Annotated in this window: 17 protein-coding genes; 4 read left to right on the top strand and 13 right to left on the bottom strand. The window is 42.0% G+C overall.

Annotated features, from left to right (window positions below; all coding sequences use genetic code 11):
* Positions 1-203: 203 nt before the first annotated feature.
* The 6 genes from KMW37_RS13075 to KMW37_RS13050 form a co-directional block, all read right to left on the bottom strand.
* Positions 204-2,825, bottom strand: coding sequence for an alkaline phosphatase D family protein (locus KMW37_RS13075; protein ID WP_215225081.1), 2,622 nt, complete (start codon positions 2,823-2,825; stop codon positions 204-206).
* A 32-nt stretch (positions 2,826-2,857) separates the two neighbouring features.
* Positions 2,858-4,528: a RagB/SusD family nutrient uptake outer membrane protein gene (locus tag KMW37_RS13070; RefSeq protein WP_246581481.1), complete on the bottom strand. Its 1,671-nt coding sequence runs from the start codon at positions 4,526-4,528 to the stop codon at positions 2,858-2,860.
* 4 nt (positions 4,529-4,532) lie between these two features.
* Positions 4,533-7,904, bottom strand: coding sequence for a SusC/RagA family TonB-linked outer membrane protein (locus KMW37_RS13065; protein ID WP_246581480.1), 3,372 nt, complete (start codon positions 7,902-7,904; stop codon positions 4,533-4,535).
* 118 nt (positions 7,905-8,022) lie between these two features.
* Positions 8,023-9,027 carry a FecR family protein gene (locus KMW37_RS13060; RefSeq protein WP_215225080.1) on the bottom strand — a complete coding sequence of 335 codons (1,005 nt, stop codon included), beginning with the start codon at positions 9,025-9,027 and terminating at the stop codon, positions 8,023-8,025.
* A 583-nt stretch (positions 9,028-9,610) separates the two neighbouring features.
* Positions 9,611-10,270, bottom strand: a complete 660-nt coding sequence (locus KMW37_RS13055; RefSeq protein WP_215225079.1) for an RNA polymerase sigma-70 factor — start codon at positions 10,268-10,270, stop codon at positions 9,611-9,613.
* A 533-nt stretch (positions 10,271-10,803) separates the two neighbouring features.
* A complete protein-coding gene (locus tag KMW37_RS13050; protein WP_394369623.1) occupies positions 10,804-12,141 on the bottom strand; it encodes a glycoside hydrolase family 88/105 protein in 1,338 nt (445 codons plus the stop codon).
* 252 nt (positions 12,142-12,393) lie between these two features.
* Here KMW37_RS13050 and KMW37_RS13045 point away from each other — a divergent pair, with 252 nt between their 5' ends.
* Both KMW37_RS13045 and KMW37_RS13040 read left to right on the top strand, forming a co-directional pair.
* The gene (locus KMW37_RS13045) at positions 12,394-13,902 is read left to right on the top strand and encodes a rhamnogalacturonan acetylesterase (protein ID WP_215225077.1); all 1,509 of its coding nucleotides are present in this window, start codon (positions 12,394-12,396) and stop codon (positions 13,900-13,902) included.
* A 111-nt stretch (positions 13,903-14,013) separates the two neighbouring features.
* Positions 14,014-14,592 carry a hypothetical protein gene (locus tag KMW37_RS13040; RefSeq protein WP_215225076.1) on the top strand — a complete coding sequence of 193 codons (579 nt, stop codon included), beginning with the start codon at positions 14,014-14,016 and terminating at the stop codon, positions 14,590-14,592.
* Positions 14,593-14,600: 8 nt separating this feature from the next.
* Here KMW37_RS13040 and KMW37_RS13035 read toward each other — a convergent pair whose 3' ends face one another.
* The 4 genes from KMW37_RS13035 to KMW37_RS13020 form a co-directional block, all read right to left on the bottom strand.
* On the bottom strand, positions 14,601-15,257 hold the full coding sequence (locus tag KMW37_RS13035; RefSeq protein WP_215225075.1) for a ClpP family protease: 657 nt from the start codon (positions 15,255-15,257) through the stop codon (positions 14,601-14,603).
* Positions 15,254-15,529, bottom strand: a complete 276-nt coding sequence (locus KMW37_RS13030) for a hypothetical protein (RefSeq protein ID WP_215225074.1) — start codon at positions 15,527-15,529, stop codon at positions 15,254-15,256. Before KMW37_RS13030 ends, KMW37_RS13035 begins: the two co-directional genes overlap by 4 nt.
* Entirely contained in the window at positions 15,510-16,049 is a 540-nt protein-coding gene (locus KMW37_RS13025; protein ID WP_215225073.1) for an RNA polymerase sigma factor, read from the bottom strand. The genes KMW37_RS13030 and KMW37_RS13025 overlap by 20 nt, the downstream gene beginning before the upstream one ends.
* Before the next feature lie 171 nt (positions 16,050-16,220).
* On the bottom strand, positions 16,221-16,997 hold the full coding sequence (locus KMW37_RS13020) for an SGNH/GDSL hydrolase family protein (protein WP_215225072.1): 777 nt from the start codon (positions 16,995-16,997) through the stop codon (positions 16,221-16,223).
* A gap of 161 nt (positions 16,998-17,158) precedes the next feature.
* Between KMW37_RS13020 and KMW37_RS13015 the strand changes: the two genes are divergently transcribed.
* Complete coding sequence (locus tag KMW37_RS13015) at positions 17,159-17,632, top strand: DinB family protein (protein WP_215225071.1); 474 nt, start codon at positions 17,159-17,161, stop codon at positions 17,630-17,632.
* On the opposite strand, the gene KMW37_RS13010 is transcribed toward KMW37_RS13015, so the two are convergent.
* From KMW37_RS13010 to KMW37_RS13000, 3 genes are all read right to left on the bottom strand, one after another.
* Positions 17,629-18,924 carry an MgtC/SapB family protein gene (locus KMW37_RS13010; RefSeq protein ID WP_215225070.1) on the bottom strand — a complete coding sequence of 432 codons (1,296 nt, stop codon included), beginning with the start codon at positions 18,922-18,924 and terminating at the stop codon, positions 17,629-17,631. The two genes, KMW37_RS13015 and KMW37_RS13010, sit on opposite strands and share 4 nt — an antisense overlap.
* Positions 18,925-19,114: 190 nt before the next feature.
* Positions 19,115-19,867: a hypothetical protein gene (locus KMW37_RS13005; RefSeq protein ID WP_215225069.1), complete on the bottom strand. Its 753-nt coding sequence runs from the start codon at positions 19,865-19,867 to the stop codon at positions 19,115-19,117.
* A 90-nt stretch (positions 19,868-19,957) separates the two neighbouring features.
* The gene (locus tag KMW37_RS13000; protein ID WP_215225068.1) at positions 19,958-21,025 is read right to left on the bottom strand and encodes a branched-chain amino acid aminotransferase; all 1,068 of its coding nucleotides are present in this window, start codon (positions 21,023-21,025) and stop codon (positions 19,958-19,960) included.
* A 109-nt stretch (positions 21,026-21,134) separates the two neighbouring features.
* On the opposite strand from KMW37_RS13000, the gene KMW37_RS12995 reads away from it, so the two are divergent.
* Positions 21,135-22,583 (top strand): aminotransferase-like domain-containing protein, encoded by a 1,449-nt coding sequence (locus KMW37_RS12995; RefSeq protein WP_215225067.1) that lies wholly within the window; start codon positions 21,135-21,137, stop codon positions 22,581-22,583.
* Positions 22,584-22,642: the final 59 nt, after the last annotated feature.

Genomic DNA, 22,642 nt, shown 5'->3' with positions numbered 1-22,642 from the left:
TGAATATTCTGAATTAGGTTTCATCTTGAAACAGTGAATTTAATTTAACTTGGGACTAAAAAATCAGTTCTGTTTTACCAAATCCATAATACCTGAAACTTAGCTAACACTATGTACAAAATGGAACGCTACAAATACTGCAAAAAAAAAGCAACAAGTTGAAAATCTACCTGTCGCTTTTTATAAAAGTGAATATTCGAATCTTATCCTTTTAATGAAACCTCTCTAAATGATTTTTCATTTTCTGTAACCTCTAAGCCTTTTAATATTTCCAACTTCCCGGATCCTACTTCTTCTAAGATCACAGTATATTTTCCTTTTTCGAACACTTTAGGTCTAAAAATATTCCCCCTTATTCGCAAACAGTACTCTGTCTGACCGGAGCTTTCATTTACTAGCTTCAAAACCGGGTCTGGCTTGCCTTCTATTTTCAATAATGGAAGATACCCAACAGCCTTTCTGGCGTAATTATCATCTTGGGAAACCGTAACTGGCCATCCTTCATATTGCCCATCAGGATTCTTTTCGGGATCCACATACCTAGGCCAACATTCCAACTTCATATTTCTGGCGGATTTGTCAAAGGTCACTATGCCATATCCTGTTGCCCGATCATAAATGAGCGCAGGTTCTCTCCCGCTTTGGGAGGGGTTGGCTACGGCATGTATGGTCATCTTATTCCCAAAGCCATCATGAAAGTTACCTGTATTTTTGGATTTTCCTGGCAGCGGTTGATGCTCATCGCTCAATTGGGGCCACCATCTCCTGGGGAAAAGATTATTGAGGGCAGGTCCTGCAAACGCATATCCTGAATCTCCGAATTCATCCACCCCATAATGAACCACACTGGCCAAATGCTGGTCACCCGCAATATGTAAGGCAAAGGACTTCCTGATAATTTTCAATGCTTCATCCCTACCTTTTTGAGGCCAGCCATTGGAATCCATATCCGATGTCGGTGCATCTCCTGAGACATACTCCCCAGGCGCTGGAATAGGCAGTTTTGGGACAATACTATCAATAATACTTCCTTCAGGCAAAGTGGCAACCGTACAAAAGTTGGTTTGGGACAAAACCGCCTTCATCTGTACTGACTTGGGCCAATTTACCGTCCAACTTTCAAGAAATTCCAATTGTCTATCTCCCAGCAGCTGGGCTTCGATATCATAGTGTTTTTTGATATCGAAATCCCGGTTTTGGATAAAACCATTGGTGACTTTTGCTTCTTCAGGGAGTACATTTTTTGGGGCAGTCTTGAACTTTCTATCCTCCAAAATCGCAAAACTGACTCCACCATAAATCCAATCTGTATAATAGGTACCAATCCCTTGTTTGACAGGACTTGGATCATAGGGATCCGGTAAGTGTCCTGTTTGCGTCTTCTGAACCATATTCACCCACTCCGGAGGCATTTTATACCCCCCTTGATCTTGGGCGACATAGCCCCAACCTTCATCCGATGGAGCATGCTTACCTCCTTCGCCCCACACATTTCCATGATAAACATCATGGTCATCTGGAATAAATGCACTGGGAATATGACGGAATATTTCGCGGTAGGACCAACCAAACATGTACCATTTACGGAGATAGTCCAACGAGGCTTTTTCTATGGGAGAGGTTTGTATTCCAAAACCTCCCGTACTTTCATAAAACTGATCCCCTAAAAACACCGCTAAGTCTGGCTGATGTTTGGCCACATGCTCACTGACTTCCCCATCTGGAAAGCCATAATCTGCATTACAGCTAAATACAGCCATTTTCACCTGAGACATCGCTGTAGGTTCTTTGGCAATAGTTCCCTCATAAGTATAAGTTTTCACTTGCTCCAAAAGAGGCAATTCCAAATGAACCTGATAAGGGACAGCATCAGTTTGTTTCCAATTTTCTATTCTAAACTGTGCCACCCTTCCCATGAGATCCACCGTACTTTCCTGTATAGTTTCCCACTTTCCATTGGTTTTAGTTTTCAAGGATATCTTATGACCTGCTATGGCCTCAATCGGAGCCAGCTGGGCATTCAACTTAAGCGTATTTTCATGCAAGGTGTACTGCCCAAAGCAAATCGGCCCAAATTCCCGATCTTCAAACTGCAATACTTTTGCTCCATTTAATTTCCAATGAGAAAAGGCCACAGAAGGCTGATCACTCCCTTGTTTGGAGTCACCAGGAAAATGAGACACCAAAGCCAAAGCTCCTGAAACAGCCGCCGAAGCAATCCCCTCAACCTGATGCACTGCTAAAGTATCTCCGCTTTCAGAAAGGGCTGTCAATTTCAAATTATAAAGCCCTGCTTTTGGCTCAGCCTCTAACTTCAAGCTCAGACTTTGGTTCAAAGGTATACTTTCAGTACCCTCACTATCTCCAATAAACAACTTCCCGTCTCCTGTGATACCGGCATCAAGCCCTTGGCCAAACACCGCAGCCGATCGATAGTCATCAAATTTTCCCTTCGCCCCTACATGAAAACCGGCATAGACATCTGAACTTGAGTTTTCTGCCCACCAATCCAAGGTAACATTGAACTCAAAACCGCCCGTTTGATCGCCTAATTCATGGGACAATGTATATAGCGTCCTGTTATTACCTCGGACCACACAGGTGGCTTTGCCTTGTCTGATTTCCCAATCTTGTAGCCTATTTCCCCAAAACTCCGGACCAACCCACTTCATGTCTGGCCAAAGATGCCAAGGACTTTCATAGCTTTTATTATTTGTTAGTGTTAAAGGAATCACCTTCCCTTTTTTTAAAGGTGTTCCTCCTAGCAAAACATGTGGAACAACAGAACTTAAGGCAATGGCTTTAACAGCATGTCTTCTTTTCATATTTCAAAAATTATTAAATGACCAAATTCTACTTATTGTCCAAGGTTTGGATTGATATTTACCTCAGACTCTGGAATGGGCCATTGATCATCCACCCCTGGCCTAAAGTTTTTCGAAGTCACAAACCACCTAAAATCCGGATCAAGTTTTTTGGAGGTAGTGGCATATTTCTCTGAATCAGGAAAAGGAGCTCCCCAAAAATCACCCACCAACACTTCTTCTCCGATTTCCCACCTAAAAATATCCCAAAGTCTGACACCTTCGAAGGCCAATTCTATTCTTCTTTCATTTCTCAGTATAGGACGCAAAGCGTCAGCATTGGTTTCTTGAATCGGAGGAAGTCCCACTGATGCCCGTCCACGAACTGCGTTGATCGTCAGGTCGAGCAGATCTTGGGTAATCGGATTGCCTGCTTCCAACTCAGCTTCAAGGTAACTCAGCAGCACTTCTGCATAGCGGATAATTGGAATATTCCCCCCATAATCATTTCTTAAGTTACCTGAAAAAGACTCATCAAAAAACTTCCTAAGGCCGTAGCCACTTCTGGTGGCTTGCTTTGAGTAAGTCAGCTGATCCACTGAACTGGTGGCATCTGGGTGACAGTTATAGACATTTGACCCAAAGGTACTGTTGTTCCAAAGGAAGTTATACCTGAACCGAGGATCCCTGTTCTCACCCATATCATCATAATTGAACCTAGGGTCGTCATAGGAAAGAGGGCTTCCATCATCAAACCCATAAGCATCAGTCAGGCTGCCCAAAGGATTCACAAAATGCCAACCGCCGGAAATGGCCGGATAGGTATGTTGTGGCAAAGCATTCGGTGCCTGTCCTGGAGCAAATTGGGAGCTGAAGATATTTTCTGAGCTATTTTCCCCATTGGGATTAAACAAGGATTGGTAATCCGGATCAATTTCATTATCTCCCAAATCAATGATTTGCTTATAAGCTGCAGCAGCTTCTGTAAACCTCTTTTCACTAAGGTATATTCTACCCAAAAATGCCAAGGCGGCCTGCTTACTGGCTCTTCCTGTTTCTGATGCCTGAAGCTCCCCATAAGCAGGTAGGTCCTGAGCAGCAGCAGTAAGCTCATCTATCACAAATTGTACTATAACAGACTTCTCCGCTTTCACCACATTATTGGCCTCTTCTGGAGTAAGGGTCTCAGTAACCAAAGGCACCGATCCCCAAAACTGAGACATATAGAAATATTGAGTAGCCCGTAAAAACCTGGCCTCCGCAGCCATTCTTTGGATTTTTTCCGTTGACATGTTTACAGACTCTATATTTTCCAAGAAATCATTACAGATTGCTATTCTTTTGTAAGACCCCTGCCAATAGCCATTAATTACATTATTATTTGGAAGAAGTGTACCATTGGTCAGGCGGTTAATTGTAGAGTTATCCCCACGACGATCATAGCCATTATCTGTTGCCAATTCCAAAAATACTATTCCACAATAGGTCCACCAATCGCTTGGCACAACCTGTGTTCCAAATTCAATGGCACCACGGTACATTCCTGTCAGTGCAATCAATGCGTCCGATTCGGTTCTCCAAAAATTTTCCTGGGCAAATGCATTGGAAGGGTATTGTGAAAGTTTGTCTTCACAGGAAAACATTAAGAGCATAGCTAGGCTCAAAATCATCTGTGACTTGAAAATACTTTTTGTTTTAGTATGTATTATTTTGGGAAATGCCATAGTCTTAGAATTTAATGTTTACACCTAAAGTATATGTTGCCAAGATGGGATAATATGCGCCAGCGGTATTGATTTCAGGATCCCATCCTTGTCTGTAGGAGTTGAAGGAAAGCAGGTTCTCTCCACTCAAATAAAGTCGCGCTTTTTGAAGCCCTATTCTTTCTACAGCTGCCTGCGGAAGGGTATACCCAAGCTGAAGGTTTTTTACCCTTAGGTAAGAGGCGTTCATCACCCAGAAGTCCGATAATACGGTATTTGGTGTACCACTATTTGTAATCACTTCCAAGCGAGGATAGTCAGGATAACGCTCTGGATTATCAGGGTCAAACCTTCCTTCCATCTGCCATCTCTGGATATTACCCAAGTTGAAAAATGCCCATCCTGCATAGTTGTTCAAAAGACCATTGACACCAGCTGCGCCTTGCATCAAGACTGAAAAGTCAAAGCTTTTGTAGTTTAGACCGAAATTGAAACCAAAAGTATATTTGGGAATACGACTTCCTAGATAAGTACGATCATAAGTAGGGTCTACCTTACCATCCGGCACTCCATCCGGTCCGCTGATATCCTTATACCTAATATCTCCAGCCTGAGGATTAGGGTTGACAGCAGTCTGATTTGGCCACTCACCTATATCTTCTTGATCAAGAAATACTCCGTCTGATTGATAACCATAGTACATCTCCATGGGATAGCCAATAAACAAGTTGGAACCATTACCCACGAAACCATTTGGCTGCTCAACATTACCCAGTCCAAGGGTGACCACTTCGTTATTGATCAAGGAAAAATTTCCAGCAAAGGAATATTCAAAATCTCCACTTCTATTTCTGTATCCCAAATCAAATTCAAAACCTGAGTTTTTGGCTTCACCAGTATTGGTTTCACTCATGCTAACGCCCAATACGGAGGAAACACTTGCAGAAGGCTGGAACAGAATATCCGTAGTAGCCCTGTTAAAATAGGTGGCATTAAAGGTAAGTTTGCCCTCAAAAAAGCCTGCTTCAAAACCCACATCTGTGGTCGTGGTGGATTCCCATTTGATGTCAGCATCTTTATAAGTAGAATAAGCTGCGCCAGTTGCAATGCCACCACCGATTGGGTAATTTCGTCCTGACTGCAGCACTCTTTGATAAGGATAATTCCCAATATTCTGATTCCCTAACATACCCCATGAGGCCTTAACTTTAAGATCAGACACCCAATTTACGTTCTGGAAAAAGTCCTCTTCTGATATTCTCCATCCCAATGCCATTGAAGGAAAGAGTGCATACTTGTTACTTTCAGGAAACCTGGAAGAACCATCATACCGGACAGTAGCCTCAAACAAGTACTTTTCATCGTGGTTATATTTTAACCTAGAAAACAGGGACTGAATCGCCCACTCATCATCATATCCGCCTGAAAGCTGATTATCCGCTCCTCCCATTCCTAGCACTGTATAATCATTGCTCGGAAAATCCTGTCGATAACCATTAAAGTAATTAAGGATTTGGTTTTCAAAAGAGTAGCCTACCAAAAAGTCCAAGGTATTATTATTTATCTCCTTGGTGTACTCGGCTAATAGTTGGGTAGTTTTATATACTTGCTTATTGCTGTATTGGTTCAAATAGGATTGGGAAAGATATACATCATCGTTGAGACGCTGGGATGCTAGGTAAGAGCGCTGCTCTAGCAGCGTGAAATTGTAACCTCCTATTCCTGTTAAAACCAGCCCTTTAACCGGTGTCCACGCCAATCTGACATTTGCTCCCATTCTGGACTCTGGATTTTTCAGGTAAGAGGCAGATTGCAGCCAAGAAATTGGTGTACCGCCGCTTTCCGGACCAATGCCAAAATCACCATTGGAGGCTTGCCCCAAATAAACGGCGGGGTAACGCAAAGCATTTTGGATCAACTGATCGGAAAGTTCTCCCCCTTTATTGGCTGTGGCCTGAGGTTCATTCCGCTCTTCAATGGCACCAAACAACCTTGTAGTCATGGTGAGGTTCTTGCCGAGATCACTTTCCAAGTTCAAACGAATATTATAACGTTTATAATTATTTCGTTCAATGATCCCTTGCTGACCAAGGTATCCTGCAGAAAGAAAGTATTTATGAACATCCCCTCCACCATTTAGGTTGATAGTGTGCCCCGTCTGTACTCCTTTTCTGGAAAAAAGTTCATCCAAAAAACGGGTGTTTGGGTAATTATCAGGATCTGACTGATTCTTGTATTTTTCAATATCTTCTTCAGTATAACTGTTGCTTCCTGAAGCAATATTATAAAGCTCTGCAAATTCCCAAGAGTTGGCCAAATCAGGTAATTCTGTTGCTTCATTGAATCCCACATAGCCATTATAACTTACTGTCAGCTTGCTTTCGCTACCACTTTTAGTAGTGACCAAAATAACTCCATTTGCCGCCCTTGCACCATATATTGCTGCAGAGGAAGCATCTTTTAGTACCGATACTGACTTGATATCATTAGGGTTTATATCATCCAAAGTACCCGGGATACCATCAATGATGACCAAGGCATTGGGACTTGCTCCAAAAGACCCTACCCCTCTTACACGGATGGATCCACTACTTTGTCCAGGACGACCAGAACGTTGAATTACAGTAACACCAGGCATTTGTCCGGCGAGAGCTTGGGTTGCATTTGGCACTGGTCGGTTTTCTATGCTTTCAGAGGAAATTTGAGAAACAGATCCAATCACATTGACTTTTTTCTGGGTGCCATATCCAACCACCACCACCTCATCCAAAGATTTCAGATCTGGAGATAATGAGATATTAAGGACAGTTTGATTCCCTACTGCTAAAACCTGCTGTTCATAGCCAATAAAACTAAAAATCAACACTGCTCCCTCTTCTACATCAATACTATATTTCCCATCTATATCCGTCACCGTACCTTTGGTCGTCCCCTGAACCTGCACTGTTGCTCCAGGAATGGGCTCCCCATTTTCATCGGTAACCTTCCCTTTAACCTCTTTAAAAAGGACATCTTCTTTCGGAAAGTGGGGAACCTTTGCATCTCTTAATCGAATAGAAATATTATTATTCACCTGTTGAAAGGATAATCCAGTTTGCCTGCTGATATCCTTCAGCGCGTCTTCAATGGATATTCTTGGAGAGGAAATGGAAATCTTCTTCTTTAAATAGGAATCTCCCTCATGAATGGTAAAATGAAATTCAGACTGGATTTCAATCTCCTGGAGCACCTTGACGAGTTTTTCCTCCTCGAATGAAATACTCACATAAACTTCGTCGATTTTTTGGGCTTCAATCTTATGGGCCAGAACCACATTTAATATTAGCATCTGAAACAAAAAACCGTATAGGGTATATTTGGTCATTTTCAGAATTAGCAGTAAAGGTTTATTTTTCATAATTTTGGGTTATTAAAGTACTGACTAGTATTTTGATAGGTTTATCCAATAAGCGACCAAACCCTTGGGTAAACCGGCTTTAGAATCAGTGGGGATCCATCCTACTGATTCTTCTTTTTTAAAATCTTATGGTTATGTTGTCTCCCTTTATCTCATAAGCAAATTTTTTAGTGTATTGTAAATCAGTTAATATATTTTTCAAGTTTTGTCCTTCGTAAATAGTACTTACATGCCAGTCTTGAGGAATATCTCCCCGCACCTCAATTTTCACCCCAAACCACCTTTCCAGCTTTATTTTCACCTGATCAAAGTCCGCATTGCTAAAGACAAGCTTGCCATCTTTCCAACCAATAATGGTCAGCGGATCAAAAGACCTTTCAAATATTTCATTGGTAGACTGTACTAAACTGGCCTCCCTTCCGGGACGCAGGATCAACCCATTCCCATCATCGCCTAGCTGACTAATCGCTACTTTTCCTTCGACCAAGGATACGCTCAATTCATCCTGCCCAGGATAGGCATTCACATTAAAAGCCGTACCCAAAGCCACTGTTTCCAATCCTTGGCTTTCTACCACAAAGGGCTTGTTCTTATTTTTGGCCACTTCAAAATAGGCCTCTCCGGATAAGAATACCCGCCTTTCATTGCCTAAAAAGCCCTGAAGAAACTTGATCTTAGAGGCACTGTTCAAATAAGCTACCGACCCATCTGGAAGAAACAATTTCGTTTTTTGCCCCGAGGGATTCTCTCTTATCACATAAGTTGCTTGAAAAACAGCCGTAGGCTCAGTATCAGATTCATCCAGAAAATAGTAGAGACTCCCAGCAACACTGATCAATATCAATATGGCTGCAGCATAGTTCCATACGGCCTTCCATGGAGATTTATTCCTTTTTGTATCCTCCATTCCTGCCTCCCAAATCGCATTGATCTTTTCGTCAGAATGGACTAAAATAGGCTCAGGGCTTTTCTCGGCCCAAACATCTTTCAAGTTTTCCAGCAGGGCTAAATTTTCCTCACTTTCTGCCGCCCAATGCTTAATGGTTTCCTTATCCGCTTCACTGGCATTGCCCGCAAACCAGTCTGCCAGTAGCTTGTCTATATGGTGTTCTTCATTGCTCACATTATAAAGACAATCCTAAAAATCAAAAGGCGTAATGGGAGGTGAAGTTTTTTAAAAAATTTTCTCTATATAATTTATATTGAATACCGGATTTGATTGTGTTAGCAAAATATCACCATAATAATCAATTCATACTTTTTTGCTTCAGGTCAAAAAAGTAACCAAAAAACCACGTCGCTATGCATGTATTTGCCTAAAATTAAAGTCCTCCCTCATGCAGGCAAACTCCTCCTGCTAAGCTGCCAATCACCTTTTTGATCAGCATTTCGTCAAACCTGCCTAGCCGGACAGGCAGGCAAGCCTACCTTTTTGCTTGCCCACTTCTTTAATTTCTTAACGCCCAATACCTGCAAGGTGGATTAACCTACACGTTTGCATAATCCTAGACGGATTTTCTTCAGGCTATTGTTCATAAGAACGTTTGGCCCCATGACTTCATATAGAGCAAAAAATACATTAGCCGCTTTTCTGCTAGTAGAACACTTTATTGAGAATTTCATTGCCTCGAAAAAAATTCGTGTAAATCCGTGCAAACTTGTCCGCCGTGGTGGATTCGTGGACTCCCTATCTTAAGCCTTTAAAATCAAATCCCTTCCACAATTCCCGCTTCAACTAAAAAAATGGCAAGCCAGATCATTTGAGCATTTCTTTGAAGGGGAATAATTTTGGTAGAATCGTCTTTGGAGGAAAGGTATTCGGTGATGCCTATTCTCAAATCTTTAACCGCCAATTCCAAATGCTTTTTCACCGTTTTATCTGCGATATCCAATAACTTGGCCACTTCACCAATTTTCAGGCCCTCATCCTTGACCATCTTGAAAACCAACCGTCTCTTATGGGGCAATCGCTCCACGATAGTTGTAATGACATTTCGAAGTTCCTTGATCAACAGTTCATCCAAGGGCTGTACGTATTCCCCCGTCTTGATATCCTCAAAATCGATTATCGAAAAAAGCTGATTTTTTCTCTGATTTATTTTGATCTGGTTGAGACATTGGTTCTTTACGGAAAAATAAATATAGCCCTCAAAATTCTCTATATCCCTTAATGAATCACGTTTCTTCAAAAGTTTGACAAAAACATCTGAGACCACATCCTCTGCCTCCTCAAAATTAGGCAGATAGCAAAGAGCAAAAGAAATCAATTTGGAATGGTACCTCTTAAAAAGCTCCCCAAAAGCCCGCTTATCAGCATTAGCTGATATACGGTACAAAAGCGCTTTATTGGTCAGGGAACTTAGCATAGGTTTATTGGGTGATTATCCTTTCTCCATTTTTTGACACCTAGCCCTTTAAAGCAAAAGCCATTAATGGCTGATCAAAACAACAATGAAGATCAAGTAAAAGAACAAAAATAATTCACAAAGACAAAAATTATAAGCAAAAACAAACGCAAAAACTCTATACGACCAAAGAATAACCCACTTATGAAAAACAGACAAAATCTTTGACTAATTAGATAAAATCACATTTTATAACACTAAAAATCTTCCTACAAATTAAGGCAAGGATAATTCCAACATGAATAGCCCAGTTACACCTCCATATTTCTTCAACCTATTTTATCCTCCACCAAACTTAAAATAAGAAAAAACATCACGGACAGAAAAAACCACGACAAAACTTATCAAAAAAGCAATTACACTGGCTATATAAAATTCCAGTAAAACCACAAAGGACACCAAGTACGGAGTAAAGACATTGATAAATAACAATAGACATCTCCTTTTCACGACTTAGCACCCTCTGTGGTCAGTCAAAATTATGTGGGTTAATTTTAATTTATTGAGGAAGCATCCAGCATTTGTACTGAACTATCATTGATTTCAAAATCATGCATTTGGAGCATCCTGATTACTTCTGCACCCGCCGCAATCACCGGTCCATAGCCATGTGCTGCATAAGGATTGATCGGACGGTGATAATAGAAGGCAGGGTCGAATCCCATTCCAGTACCTACGCAAGTGCCCTCCACTTGCCCTTGATTATTGACTTTAGTACTGACTGCATTCCAGGCCAACAGGGTCATTGGCGCATGGGCCTGATCATCAATCCATCCTTCGTTGATTGCCTTGGCAATACAATAGGTATAAATGGCAGTCGCTGAAGTCTCTAAATAAGAATCATTCTGATCCAAAAGCTGGTGCCAAAACCCAGATCCAGACTGCAGTTTGGCCAAGCCCCTAATATGCTTCTGCAATAAATCCAAGACCATTGGCCTCCCTGGGTGATCTTCAGGCAGGGCATCCAATACTTCTACCTTGGTCAAAATGGCCCAGCCATTGGCCCTGCCCCAGTGGAACTGAGGATGCACATCCATTCCTTGCACCCAGCCATGCATATAAAGCCCCTTTTCTTCATTGAACATCCGCTCAGAAAAAAGTTTTATCTGCCTTACCGCCTCATCAAAATACTTTTGCTCTCCCGTATACTTACCCATTTGGATTATGGCCGGCAAGCTCATATACATATCATCCAACCATAAGGTATTCTTTAAAGGCCGGTTTCTGGCCAAGGTACCATCTTCCAACCTGAATTGCTTATTCATGATATAGTCGATGAAATTCTCAATTACCGGACGGACATTGGCATCCACACCAATTCGATCAGTTTTGATAAAGGCAGCACAAAGTGCCCCTGCATCATCCAAGGCCCCAGGGTATAAAACAGAATGCAAGGCATGCTCTTTTCCAGGTACTTTCTGAAAATGCGGATAAAGATCAGCAATAAACTTTACCCGCTCCTTGGTATAATTGGTATAGGTTTCATCCCCAGTCACCTCCCCGGCCAGAAGCATGGCAGAATAAGTCACTCCCCATTCATAACTTAACAACCTAAAATCACCTTGTTTCAACACTGAATTTCCATCCACCTTGCTAAAGTCAGCAATGGGTGTTCCACCTTCAGCAGTTAAGATCTCGGCAGGGGTTGTCCCTGCTAAATAATCCCGCACTCTATCGATGACAGCCTTCACTTCGGCTTCTTCTGGATAGCCATATGGAACTGGATAATCCGGCTGCAATAAGTGCAAAGGAGTGTTGGTGTCTGTGATTTTCTCTTCAGTTTGTGTTACTTCTTTGGGACTTTGGGGAGAACAGGCCAATACCAAGCTCATCATTCCCAATAATCCTGGTTTCAAAAAGGTATTTTGGATTTTCATATAGTCAGCAATAAATTTTCCTTCCCTTAAATTATTGAATTAAAACATAAAGTTAGCTTTTCGAAAGAATTTACTGTGCTGTAGTGTAGGGCCCTAGTCCAAAAGCCATATACAGCAGTACAGCTATTCTAAATGAGATGCTTAGTTTTATAAGTCCATTATTTATTGTACTTCTGAGAAACAAAGAATTTACAAACCACCCCGATTATGACGTTGAAAAATTCAAAATACAGTCTTTTTATTTTCTTGTCCTCCTTTATCTTATTAGCCCTTACAGCCTTTGTTTCAAAGGAAGAAAAATCAACCCTATATATCATTGGGGACAGTACTGTGCGCAACAGCCGTGGAGATGGTGGCCCAGGACAATGGGGCTGGGGAACCTTTATAGATGACTTCTTTGACAGCACCAAACTTGAGGTCAGCAACCAAGCCATGGCCGGAAGGAGTACCCGTACTTTTGTAAAAGAGGGCCGTTGGCAAAGGGTCCTTGATGAACTGAAGCCAGGTGACTTTGTAATGATGCAATTTGGCCATAATGAGGGCAGCAGGCCGGACACCACACGTGCAGGCTATCGAGGAGTATTGCGAGGTACTGGTAGTGAAACCGTGGAACTTACTTGGCCTGACGGCAGTCCCGAAACCGTTCACACCTATGGATGGTACCTGAAAAAATTCGTGACTGAAGCCAAAGAAAAAGGTGCGACCCCTATCATTTGCTCCATGATCCCTAGAAATAAATTCCAGGACGGAGAGGTAGAGCGAGCCCATCAAGATTATGGCAAATGGGCCAAAGAAATTGCACGAAAGACAGGGGCCTACTTTGTAGATCTCAACAACATGGTAGCTGATCAATACGACCAATGGGGACCGGATGTAGTCAAGGCCCTATTTGAAAGAGACCATACCCATACCAATGAAGCTGGGGCAAGGATAAATGCCTGGTCAGTAGTGAAAGGCATTAAAAGTTTGGAAGATTGTAAACTAAAAGCTTATCTCAAAAAAGACAAACCTACCCTCTATCTCATAGGGGACAGCACAGTCAAAAACGGCCAAGGAGATGGAGCCGGTGGCCTTTGGGGCTGGGGCGACTATATGGCACAGTACTTTGACCTGGACCAAATCAAAGTGCAAAACCATGCCCTTGGAGGCACCAGTAGCCGGACTTTCCAGACCTATGGACTTTGGGAAAAAGTACATGAAAAACTTGAACCTGGGGATTATGTCATCATGCAATTTGGCCATAATGACAGCAGTCCATTGGACGATAGCCATCGGGCAAGGGGCACCATCAAAAGTGCCGGTACAGAAGCAGAGGAAATCTTTAACCCTATCACACAACAATACGAGACCGTCTATTCTTATGGGCAATACCTCAAACAGATGATCACCCAAACCAAAGCTGTAGGAGCTATACCAATTGTCTGTTCACTTATACCAAGAAACAGCTGGAAAGAAGGAAAGATAAACCGTGCTGATAGTAGCTATGGCCTATGGGCCAAGCAAGCCGCATCAGCCCGAGAAGTCTATTTTATCGATTTAAATAAAATTATCGCTGATGGATATGATGACCTGGGAGAGAAATATGTAAGGGAACATTTCTTTAATGATTCTGATCACACGCATACCATCTTGGAAGGCGCCGAATATAACGCCAAAGCAGTGGTCCAAGGTATCAAAGACTTAGATGAATGTAAGCTAAAGGATTATATAAAATAAGTTGGGTTTAATTAGGTTTGAAAGGCCAGGGGTTTCGCCTCTGGCTTTTTTCCTGCCTAAAAGCCAAGAAACTACGCTACACGCTATATTTTTTTTTTTTAAATTAGTCAAATGAGAGCAGTTATATTTTTTCTATTAATCTCTTTAATTTATTTCTCTTGTAAAAAGAAAGAACAAGTCTATTTCAACCCAGATATCCAGAAAAAAAGTTACTTGACTTATTTAAAACCTGAAGGCATTTTGCTTTCAGGAAAAGTTATTTTCAATTTAAAAAAGGATACCACTTCCATATCTCATTACATCAATGGAAAACCCACAGGAAAATGGTTTGTCATCTATGGTCAGGACACCGTTGTATTTAGACATTATTACGACCTATTTGATTCAGTAAACAATGTTTCTAGGTTCAAGTTTGAATGGATTGATGTTTATGAGGAAAAATTCTCCAAAAGTGAAGACGAAGGGGATTTACTATTAGAAACTTTTAATTCTCCTGAATTTATTAATTTAACTAAAGCAGACTCTACCGCTCCCTCTCAAGAGTTCTTATTTTTTGAATCCCTCATTAAAAAAACCAATAAAATTTTGGACAATAAATATTCAGTAGGTTTTGTTCATCATTATGAAGGAGATATTAAACTTTTTTGGACAAGGCTACAAATTAAACCCTCCTTAAGGTGCCACGAATAGAATATCTCCTAATTTTCCTCAAACAACTTTACCCCAAACGGCATATCCTTAAGCTGAATAATATCAGTTGTAGTGCCCAGCACCTCATCCACCAAGCCATAGTTTTTGGCTTCCGGAGCGCTCATATAACGGTCCCGTAAAAACAATTCTTCGATTTCCTGCCAGCTATGCCCTGTATTATTGCCAATAATGTGAAAGAGCTGCACCTGCAGTCTCTCCTGTTCTTTAGTAGCAATGCGCACATCCTCTGTATAACCTTTTGACCCACCACTGGTAGGGTGCATGTGGATGGTAGCGTGTGATAGGGCAAGCCGCTTTCCTTTTTCTCCGGAGGTCAATAGGGCAGTGGCCATACTACCGGAAAAACCAACCGCTACCGTACTGACTGGGGCAGAAATCATTTTGATGGTATCATAAATGGCCAAGCCAGCATAGACACTTCCCCCGGGACTTTGGATATAAATATTGATGGGTTTCTTATTGTCTTGGCTGTTAAGAAACAACAATTGGGCAACGACCAAATTGGCCACTTGATCATTGATGGCACTTCCCAAAAAGATAATGCGCTCTTTCAACAATAGGCTATAAATATCATAGGCTCGGCCACTATGATCATTTTGGTCAATCACCATGGGGACTACTTGGGACACGTTTGCTGCGATCATGATTTTGGAGAAAATAGGTTAAGCATCGATTCTTTAAAACGTCGGTATTTTGATTGGGTAAAAAGCTGATCTTGTACATGAGCGATTTCAGCCTTGACTTGTTCCCTTCCATAATTTCTAATCAGCGAATAGGCACTTTGCTGACTTTGAACTTTCAAGGCAAACTCTTTATCTAATTGTGCTTTTGCATCCATCAATAAACGCTCCCCAGGAGCTTGCAGATGGAAGATATATTCCTCTATATCCTTAATCTCATTTAACGAAGTCCTCATAAGTCAATGCTTTTTCCTTTACTTGATCCCTTACTTTTTCCAAGCACTTATATTTTTGAACTGTGGCTGATCGGGTACTGCTATAGCCAAACTGGCCAGCGAGCTCTTCCATGCTCAGCCGATCATAGTAAAATGACTTTAGCATCTGCATGCATTTTTTACCGGCCTGCTGTAGAAATGGTATAAGCTGAAAAGTTGAACTTTCTTCGGCTATAGCATATTCTTCCACCTCTTCTATTGCTTCCAAATCGTCCATTGCCCATTCCGCTTGTTGGCTCTTATACCGCTTAAACCAAAGGTACTTGGCTACACTAAAGAGGTATGCACTTTCTTGTTGGATTTCCTTGCCAGCAACCAGCTGTTCATAATAAATCACCAAACTGTCCTGAAAAATGTCCTGCGCATCCTCCAGACTGCCTCCTCTTTTCTGGATATACTTCGCAAGGTCCGGAAAGCACTGCTGATAAAGTCTGAGGAAAACGGCTTGTCTTCCCTCAGAAGTTTTCATTTGATCTTTCATGGTTTCTAAACTTATATTCAACTATATGTGCCCTTTTTGAAAGAATATCACCCGGGTTGATCATTTTTTTTCAAAAGATTGCAATCTATCCTATCTATATTCCAGATAAGTCCTCTAAAAAAGGGGACTATTACACGCCTTTACAGCCATGTAATAGAAAAACCAAGCACATCAATAAACATCCAAAAAAGGAAACTTTTCAGCGACGGTTGCTAGCCAAGCTTTGGTCATGACCTCATGGCCTGCCACAGTTGGATGTACTCCATCCCATATCCAATACTCCGGGGGAGCCTTCTCAAAAGCCTTGTCGAATGCAGCTGAATAATCCACCAATAAGGCATCAAATTCCTTTGCCAGTTTTTGGACAATCTCTTTTCTTCTCTGCACATCCTTTTCATATGCCTCATAGACCGGGATACGGCTTCCTATAGGATATACGAAGGGCAAGGCCATGACAATGATCAGATCTGGATTTTGTGCCCTACTCTGCGTCAATATATCACGATAAGCTGTTTCAAAAACTTGAAACTGGGGGCTTTTTTCAGGATTCCTCACATGCTGCCCTGCATCATTGATCCCCACCAAAACACTGAGCAGATCGGGTTCTAGGTCCAATGCATCCTTGGCCCATCGTCCCTGCAAATCAGTAACTGTGTTTCCAGAAATCCCCCGGTTAAAAAACTCCCAGCCCTTTTCCGGAAAATCAGCCCCTATCCGGCTGGCTATGGAAAAGGCATAGCCATGGCCCATAATATGGTTAAGGTCCATATTACGTCCCCTGTTTCCATCCGTAATACTATCTCCTTGAAACAATACTCTCATTCCTTTATCTTCAATTAATTGTTTAACTTTATTTAAAGGCTCCTCTGCAAAAACCGGAATGGCCCCCATTCCCGTTATGGTGGCTGCTGATTTGACAAAATCTCTCCTAGAAATCAAATTATACATCAACTGTTTTTTTAATCAATATAGGAACCAATATGAAGTAATGCGAAAATTGCTAAAAATTTCAATATCAATGAATTGAAATTCAACTACCATCCTTGGATTTATCAGATAACAGCCGTAATTGCAGCTATACCCATCGCACTAAGATAACCCCTAAGATCATGACCCATGATAACCTTCGAAAGCAGCTTGTTGCTCTTCTTCAGTGGGAAGATGCCCATATAAACTTTGATACGGCCATTCAGGATATTCCTGAAACCTTCCGGGGGGTGCAGCCCCCCGGACTTTCCCATTCCCTGTGGCAAATCTTAGAACACCTTCGAATTGCCCAACATGATATCCTTGATTTTTGCCAAAATCCCAACTATAAGGAATTGGCTTGGCCTGAAGATTACTGGCCGGCTTCAAGAGCTCCAGCATCTGCTGAATTATGGGAGAAAAGTATTCACCAATACCGCTCAGATAGACAGGAATTAATACAATTGGCCCTCAATCCAGAATTGGACCTAGCGGACAATATCCCACATGGCACAGGACAAAGCTATTTGCGCGAGCTGCTTTTAGTGGCTGATCATAATGCCTATCATATTGGCCAAATAATACTCGTTCGGCGTCTCCTGGATATTTGGCCCTAGGCATTAATAATCAAGAAACCTGCTATAGCGGCCAAAAATATCAGTCCAAAACCCCAAAGGACGTACTTTCTTAAGGCCTTGCTGCCCACAGTCAGTGATATTCCTATTTTCACCAAGGTATTGCAAAGTGTGGCCAGCAAAATTACGTTTTGGGCTGTAAGGATAGGAAAAGAATCCCCCGCCAGCTTTGAGACTGAGATGGTGATCGCATCTATATCCGTCAAAGCAGCTACAGCACTGGAAACATAGATCCCCTTAGTTCCTAATTGACTGTTGGCGTAACTCACCAGAAACAGGATCCCGGAATAAAGAATCCCGAAAAAGAAAGCTTTCTTCAGGTTAAGCGGCTCACCCAAGGGAAAGCCCGTCGTGATGTCCGAATGGCGGGAAGGCCTTTTGAAATAATAATAAGCCACTCCAAAACCTGCCAAAAACACCAAGACCAAGGGCAAAACCAACTTCCCAAGCATGGCTTGGTTAAAAATGATTATCCACACCAATACCCTGACCACCATCACTGTGGAAGCGGAAAGGATGGCTACTGCGCAATTTTTTGACAAGCCTGCCACTTCCTTGCTCTTTTCGGCAAACACCCAGGCAACTACCGTACTGGAGACCAATCCTCCGAAAATCCCGGTCAGCAATATTCCCCTTTTACTTCCCAAAAATTTCATAAGAATATAGCCTACAAAACCAATTCCGGATGTCAACATGACCACCCAACCTACCTCTCTTGGGTTGAAGACATCATAGGGTCCCATGGTCTCGTTGGGCAAGAAAGGCAATATCAATAAGGAGATGACAACAAATTTTACCAGGGCATAAAACTCATTCTGTGTGATCTGCTGCACAATACTGTGCAAGGGGCCTTTCAAGGACAAAATCACCAAAGCAATTACCGTAACAGCTAGGCTTACCTCTATAAAGCCAAGAAGTGTAGCACAACCTAAAAGATAAGCCATCAGCATGGCAAATGCTGTGGTTCCTCCGATGTCCCCACCGCGCGATTTGATCCAATAAGAGAGCCCACCAAAAAACATCACCGAAAACAGCCCTCCCACAATCAACCAATGGGTAAAAAAGTAACTGAGAAAAGCTGTTAGAAAACCAAAAAGTACCACAAATACGAAAGTCCGCACTCCAGCAAAGATTTCATCTTTGATTGGAGAAGAAGCATGCTCCCGTTCCAGGCCTATCAACAGTCCAATACCCGTAGCCACCAAAAGCCTGATGAAAAAGTCCAGCTGAGTAAGCTGAAAACTTTCCTGATCGATCATGAATATTTCTTCCATTGGCTAAAAAGCGTAACAAAAATCAAGTATTGTGTTTCCCTAAACTAGCATCCAGCCAAAACAGGGCATTCGCCTAGAATTCCATACTATATTGAATTTAACAATTTTAGCCCATTTTATCTGTATGGCACTTGCAGTTGGTTCTGATCACAGGTATTCTTCCCAATAAAAAGATGATGGAATCCTCCAATTAATTCAATAGCATCATAAAGCCTAAATGGAATATCGGCCTGTCGGTAAAGAAAACAAAATCACTACCAGATTGCTCTACATTTCTCTCCACTGGAATAGGTCTTGTCACATTCTTCCCACCTACAATTTTATTATCATAATTTTCATATTGGAAAAGGTTTAGATTTCCCTGAACAGCTACGCGCTCCAATAAAAAATAATTCAAACCAAGTGTTAAGCCCGCGTATAGATTCCTTTCTCTGTATTCCAAACGCTCTATTTCTCCATATGGTGGAGTGATAGAATTTTCAATAGCGCTTTCATTACAGCTAGGACAAACCAAGCTTACGTAATCAGTAGTAAAAACCCCTTTTCCCTGTTCAAAAAGTCCAAAAACAGTGGTTTGAAGTTCAAATCTTTCTCCTAATCTAAAGAACTTGCTAATAAATGGTCCTGTGCCCCAAAGTAAATTATCCGTTTCAAACTTATATTCCTCTGTTGCCCCAATCTCAAAATGATAAGAAGCCATTTCTTGTACATTCTGGGATCTGATCATTCCCATAATTCCTATTGTCATATGGTCATTTACCATGATCCCTCCCTTATTCATCCATTCCCAATTGGTATTATGATATGAATTCTCCAGCACCCTATTCTTGTCAGATCGGGAGATTGGAGAAAATCCAGTGGAAAAAGTCCATTGGGGAGCTTGAGCCAATACCTCAAAAACAAAAAGGGAGACTAGCGTAAAAGTGATTAGTATTTTTTTCATCCTTTAAACAATTTTAATCTTTAACAAAAAACTTACTACTTAGACGCTAGTCATCCGCAACACGTTACAGATTTACTAAAATTTCAGGAATTATTTTATAGCATTCACTCCCACCAATGTATTCCAATTGTAGACATCATCTTCCGCACCAGAGCGGTGTGCTGTAAGCTTTTGCTTTAGCTGATACATTTGAGCGTCCTCTCCTGTATAGGGAAAGTAATCCACTCCGTCCAACTGGATCAATTCAAAGGGAGCTACCACAGCGGCTGTCCCTACACCAAAAGCTTCCACTTTCTTACCTGCTTCAAATGCTTCCTTAAGGTCTTGTAAGCTAATCGGGCACACCTCCATCTGCCAGCCCAGATCCTGGGCTATTTGAAGCAAAGAATCCCTGGTCACCCCTGCCAAGATGGTTTCCCCGGTTGGAGGAGTAAGCAATTTGCCATCCACTATAAACATCAGGTTCATGGTTCCGGACTCCTCCACGTAATTATGTGTTTGGGCATCAGTCCAGATCACCTGATCGAATCCTTGCTCTTGGGCCAAATTGGCGGGATAATAGGCCGCACCATAATTGCCCCCATTTTTGGCCGCTCCTACGCCGCCTTTTGCAGCACGGGTGTATTGCCTTTCTATTTTTACCTTAAGTGGCTTGGCATAATATGCAGCCATCGGAGTGCAGACCACCATAAAAAGATATTCTTTGGAAATACTTACCCCCAAGCGCTCTTCAGTGGCAATCATAAATGGCCGAATATAAAGCGAATACCCTTCTCGGTCACTGATCCACTCCTGCTCCAAGTCCACCAACTTCATGATGCCATCTTTAAAAAGTTCTTCTGGGACATTGGGCATGGCCATGCGTTGAAGGGATTGGTTCATCCTTTCATAGTGTCTGTCTAACCTGAAAATACTGAGCTCCCCATTGACCTGTCGGTAAGCTTTGAGGCCTTCAAAAACCGTCTGCCCGTAATGCAGACACATGGCCAAAGGTGAAACACTCAAATGTTCAAAGGGTTGAATCGCAGCCGACTGCCATTTGCCCTCACTGTAACGGGCCACCAAAATATGGTCGGTGGCTTTCACTCCAAACTGGAACTGGTCAAAGTTGAATTGATCCGCGGTATTATGGGATTTTGTTTGCATTTTGATTTCCATACCACTCCTCTTTCAGGTTATTGTTTTGATTTTTTTCAAAATTAACCAACAATCCACAACCATTACAGATACAGTTTTTCGTATTTTTGACCATAACAGATAAGTTACTATGAATTTATACGAAAAATTGGCGGATGACCTGGAAAGGCAAATCAAAAAAGGCACTTTCAACTACGGTGACAGGCTCCCTTCTGTTCGTAGCATTCATCAGGAAACGGGGGTGAGTATCAGCACGGTTTTGCAATCCATGTACCTTCTGGAAAGCAAGGGTTTGATAGAAGCCAAACCCAAAAAGGGGTATTTTGTCAGTCCCTATCCTCGACCTGACCAAAGTAACCCGGTTATTTCCAAACCTATTGCCAGAAAAGGGAAAAGAGATATCGAGGATTTTATCCAAAAGGTCTATGGTCCTATGGACAGTGATAAGTCTTTGTCCAATTTTTCTGTAGGCGTTCCTTCTCCTGAGATGCTGCCCATTGCCAAATTCAAAAAAATCGTTCGGGACATGATGCGGGATCTCCCCGATGCCTGTATACATTATGAGCCTATCATGGGCAGTGGATACTTGCGTCGCCAAATAGCCAAGAGGACATTGCTCTGGGAAAACAGCTTGTTGGCTGACGACCTGGTCACCACCCATGGCTGTATGAATTCACTGGCCTTTGCCCTGATGTCAATAAGCCAAAAAGGCGATAGCATCATCACGGAAAGCCCTGTATATTTTGGCACCCTACAATTGGCCAAGAGCCTTGGGCTCAATGTCATTGAAATGCCCACTCATAGCGAATACGGACTGGACTTGGAAGCCGTGGAAAAGACCATCAAAGAAACGCGAATTTCGGCGATCATTGTCGTCAGCAATTTTTCCAACCCTATGGGCTACTGCATGCCCGACCAAAACAAAAGGGCTTTGGTAAAGATCTGCACGGAACATCAGGTTCCCCTATTGGAAGAGGACCTTTATGGAGATGTTTACTTTGGTTCTGAGCGTCCCCTTTCCTGCAAAAGTATCGACAAGGATGGCATAGTACTTTGGTGCAGTTCTGTTTCCAAGACATTGGCCCCTGGATACCGGGTAGGTTGGATTGCTCCAGGGAAGTTTATGGACAAAATCTGTAAAACCAAACTTTACCATAATGTCGCCAGCTCCTCCCTTACCCAGGAAGTCATTGCCCGTTTTATCGACAAAGGACGCTATGAAAACCATCTTAAACAGCTTAGAATAAGCCTTCATCACAATCTGATGAAATACTTGCAAGTGATCTATGAGCATTTCCCTCCAAATACCAAAGTAAGTCATCCCAATGGAGGCTTTTTACTTTGGGTAGAGCTGGACCCGATGATTGACACCACCCTTCTTTATGATGAAGCCTTAAAACAGGGCATTAAATATGCCCCTGGGAGAATGTTTACCCTTCGGGATCAATTCAAGAATTGCCTGCGCTTAAGCTTTGGGCTGGACTGGAATGAAAAAACAGCCAATTCTTTGGTCAGATTGGGGCAACTTTTGAACAATAGTCTGGAAAAACAGAAAAGTCTCACCACCTCCTTAAAATAAGCACACCGCTTAAATTAATACCACCCTGCACCGAACAAAAAACACTTATAATCAAATAT

It is taken from the genome of Echinicola shivajiensis (genome assembly GCF_018642165.1).
Taxonomy (GTDB): Bacteria; Bacteroidota; Bacteroidia; order Cytophagales; family Cyclobacteriaceae; genus Echinicola; species Echinicola shivajiensis.
The sequence above is the reverse complement of the archived record's forward strand: the minus strand, read 5'-3'. Positions and strand labels throughout refer to the sequence as shown.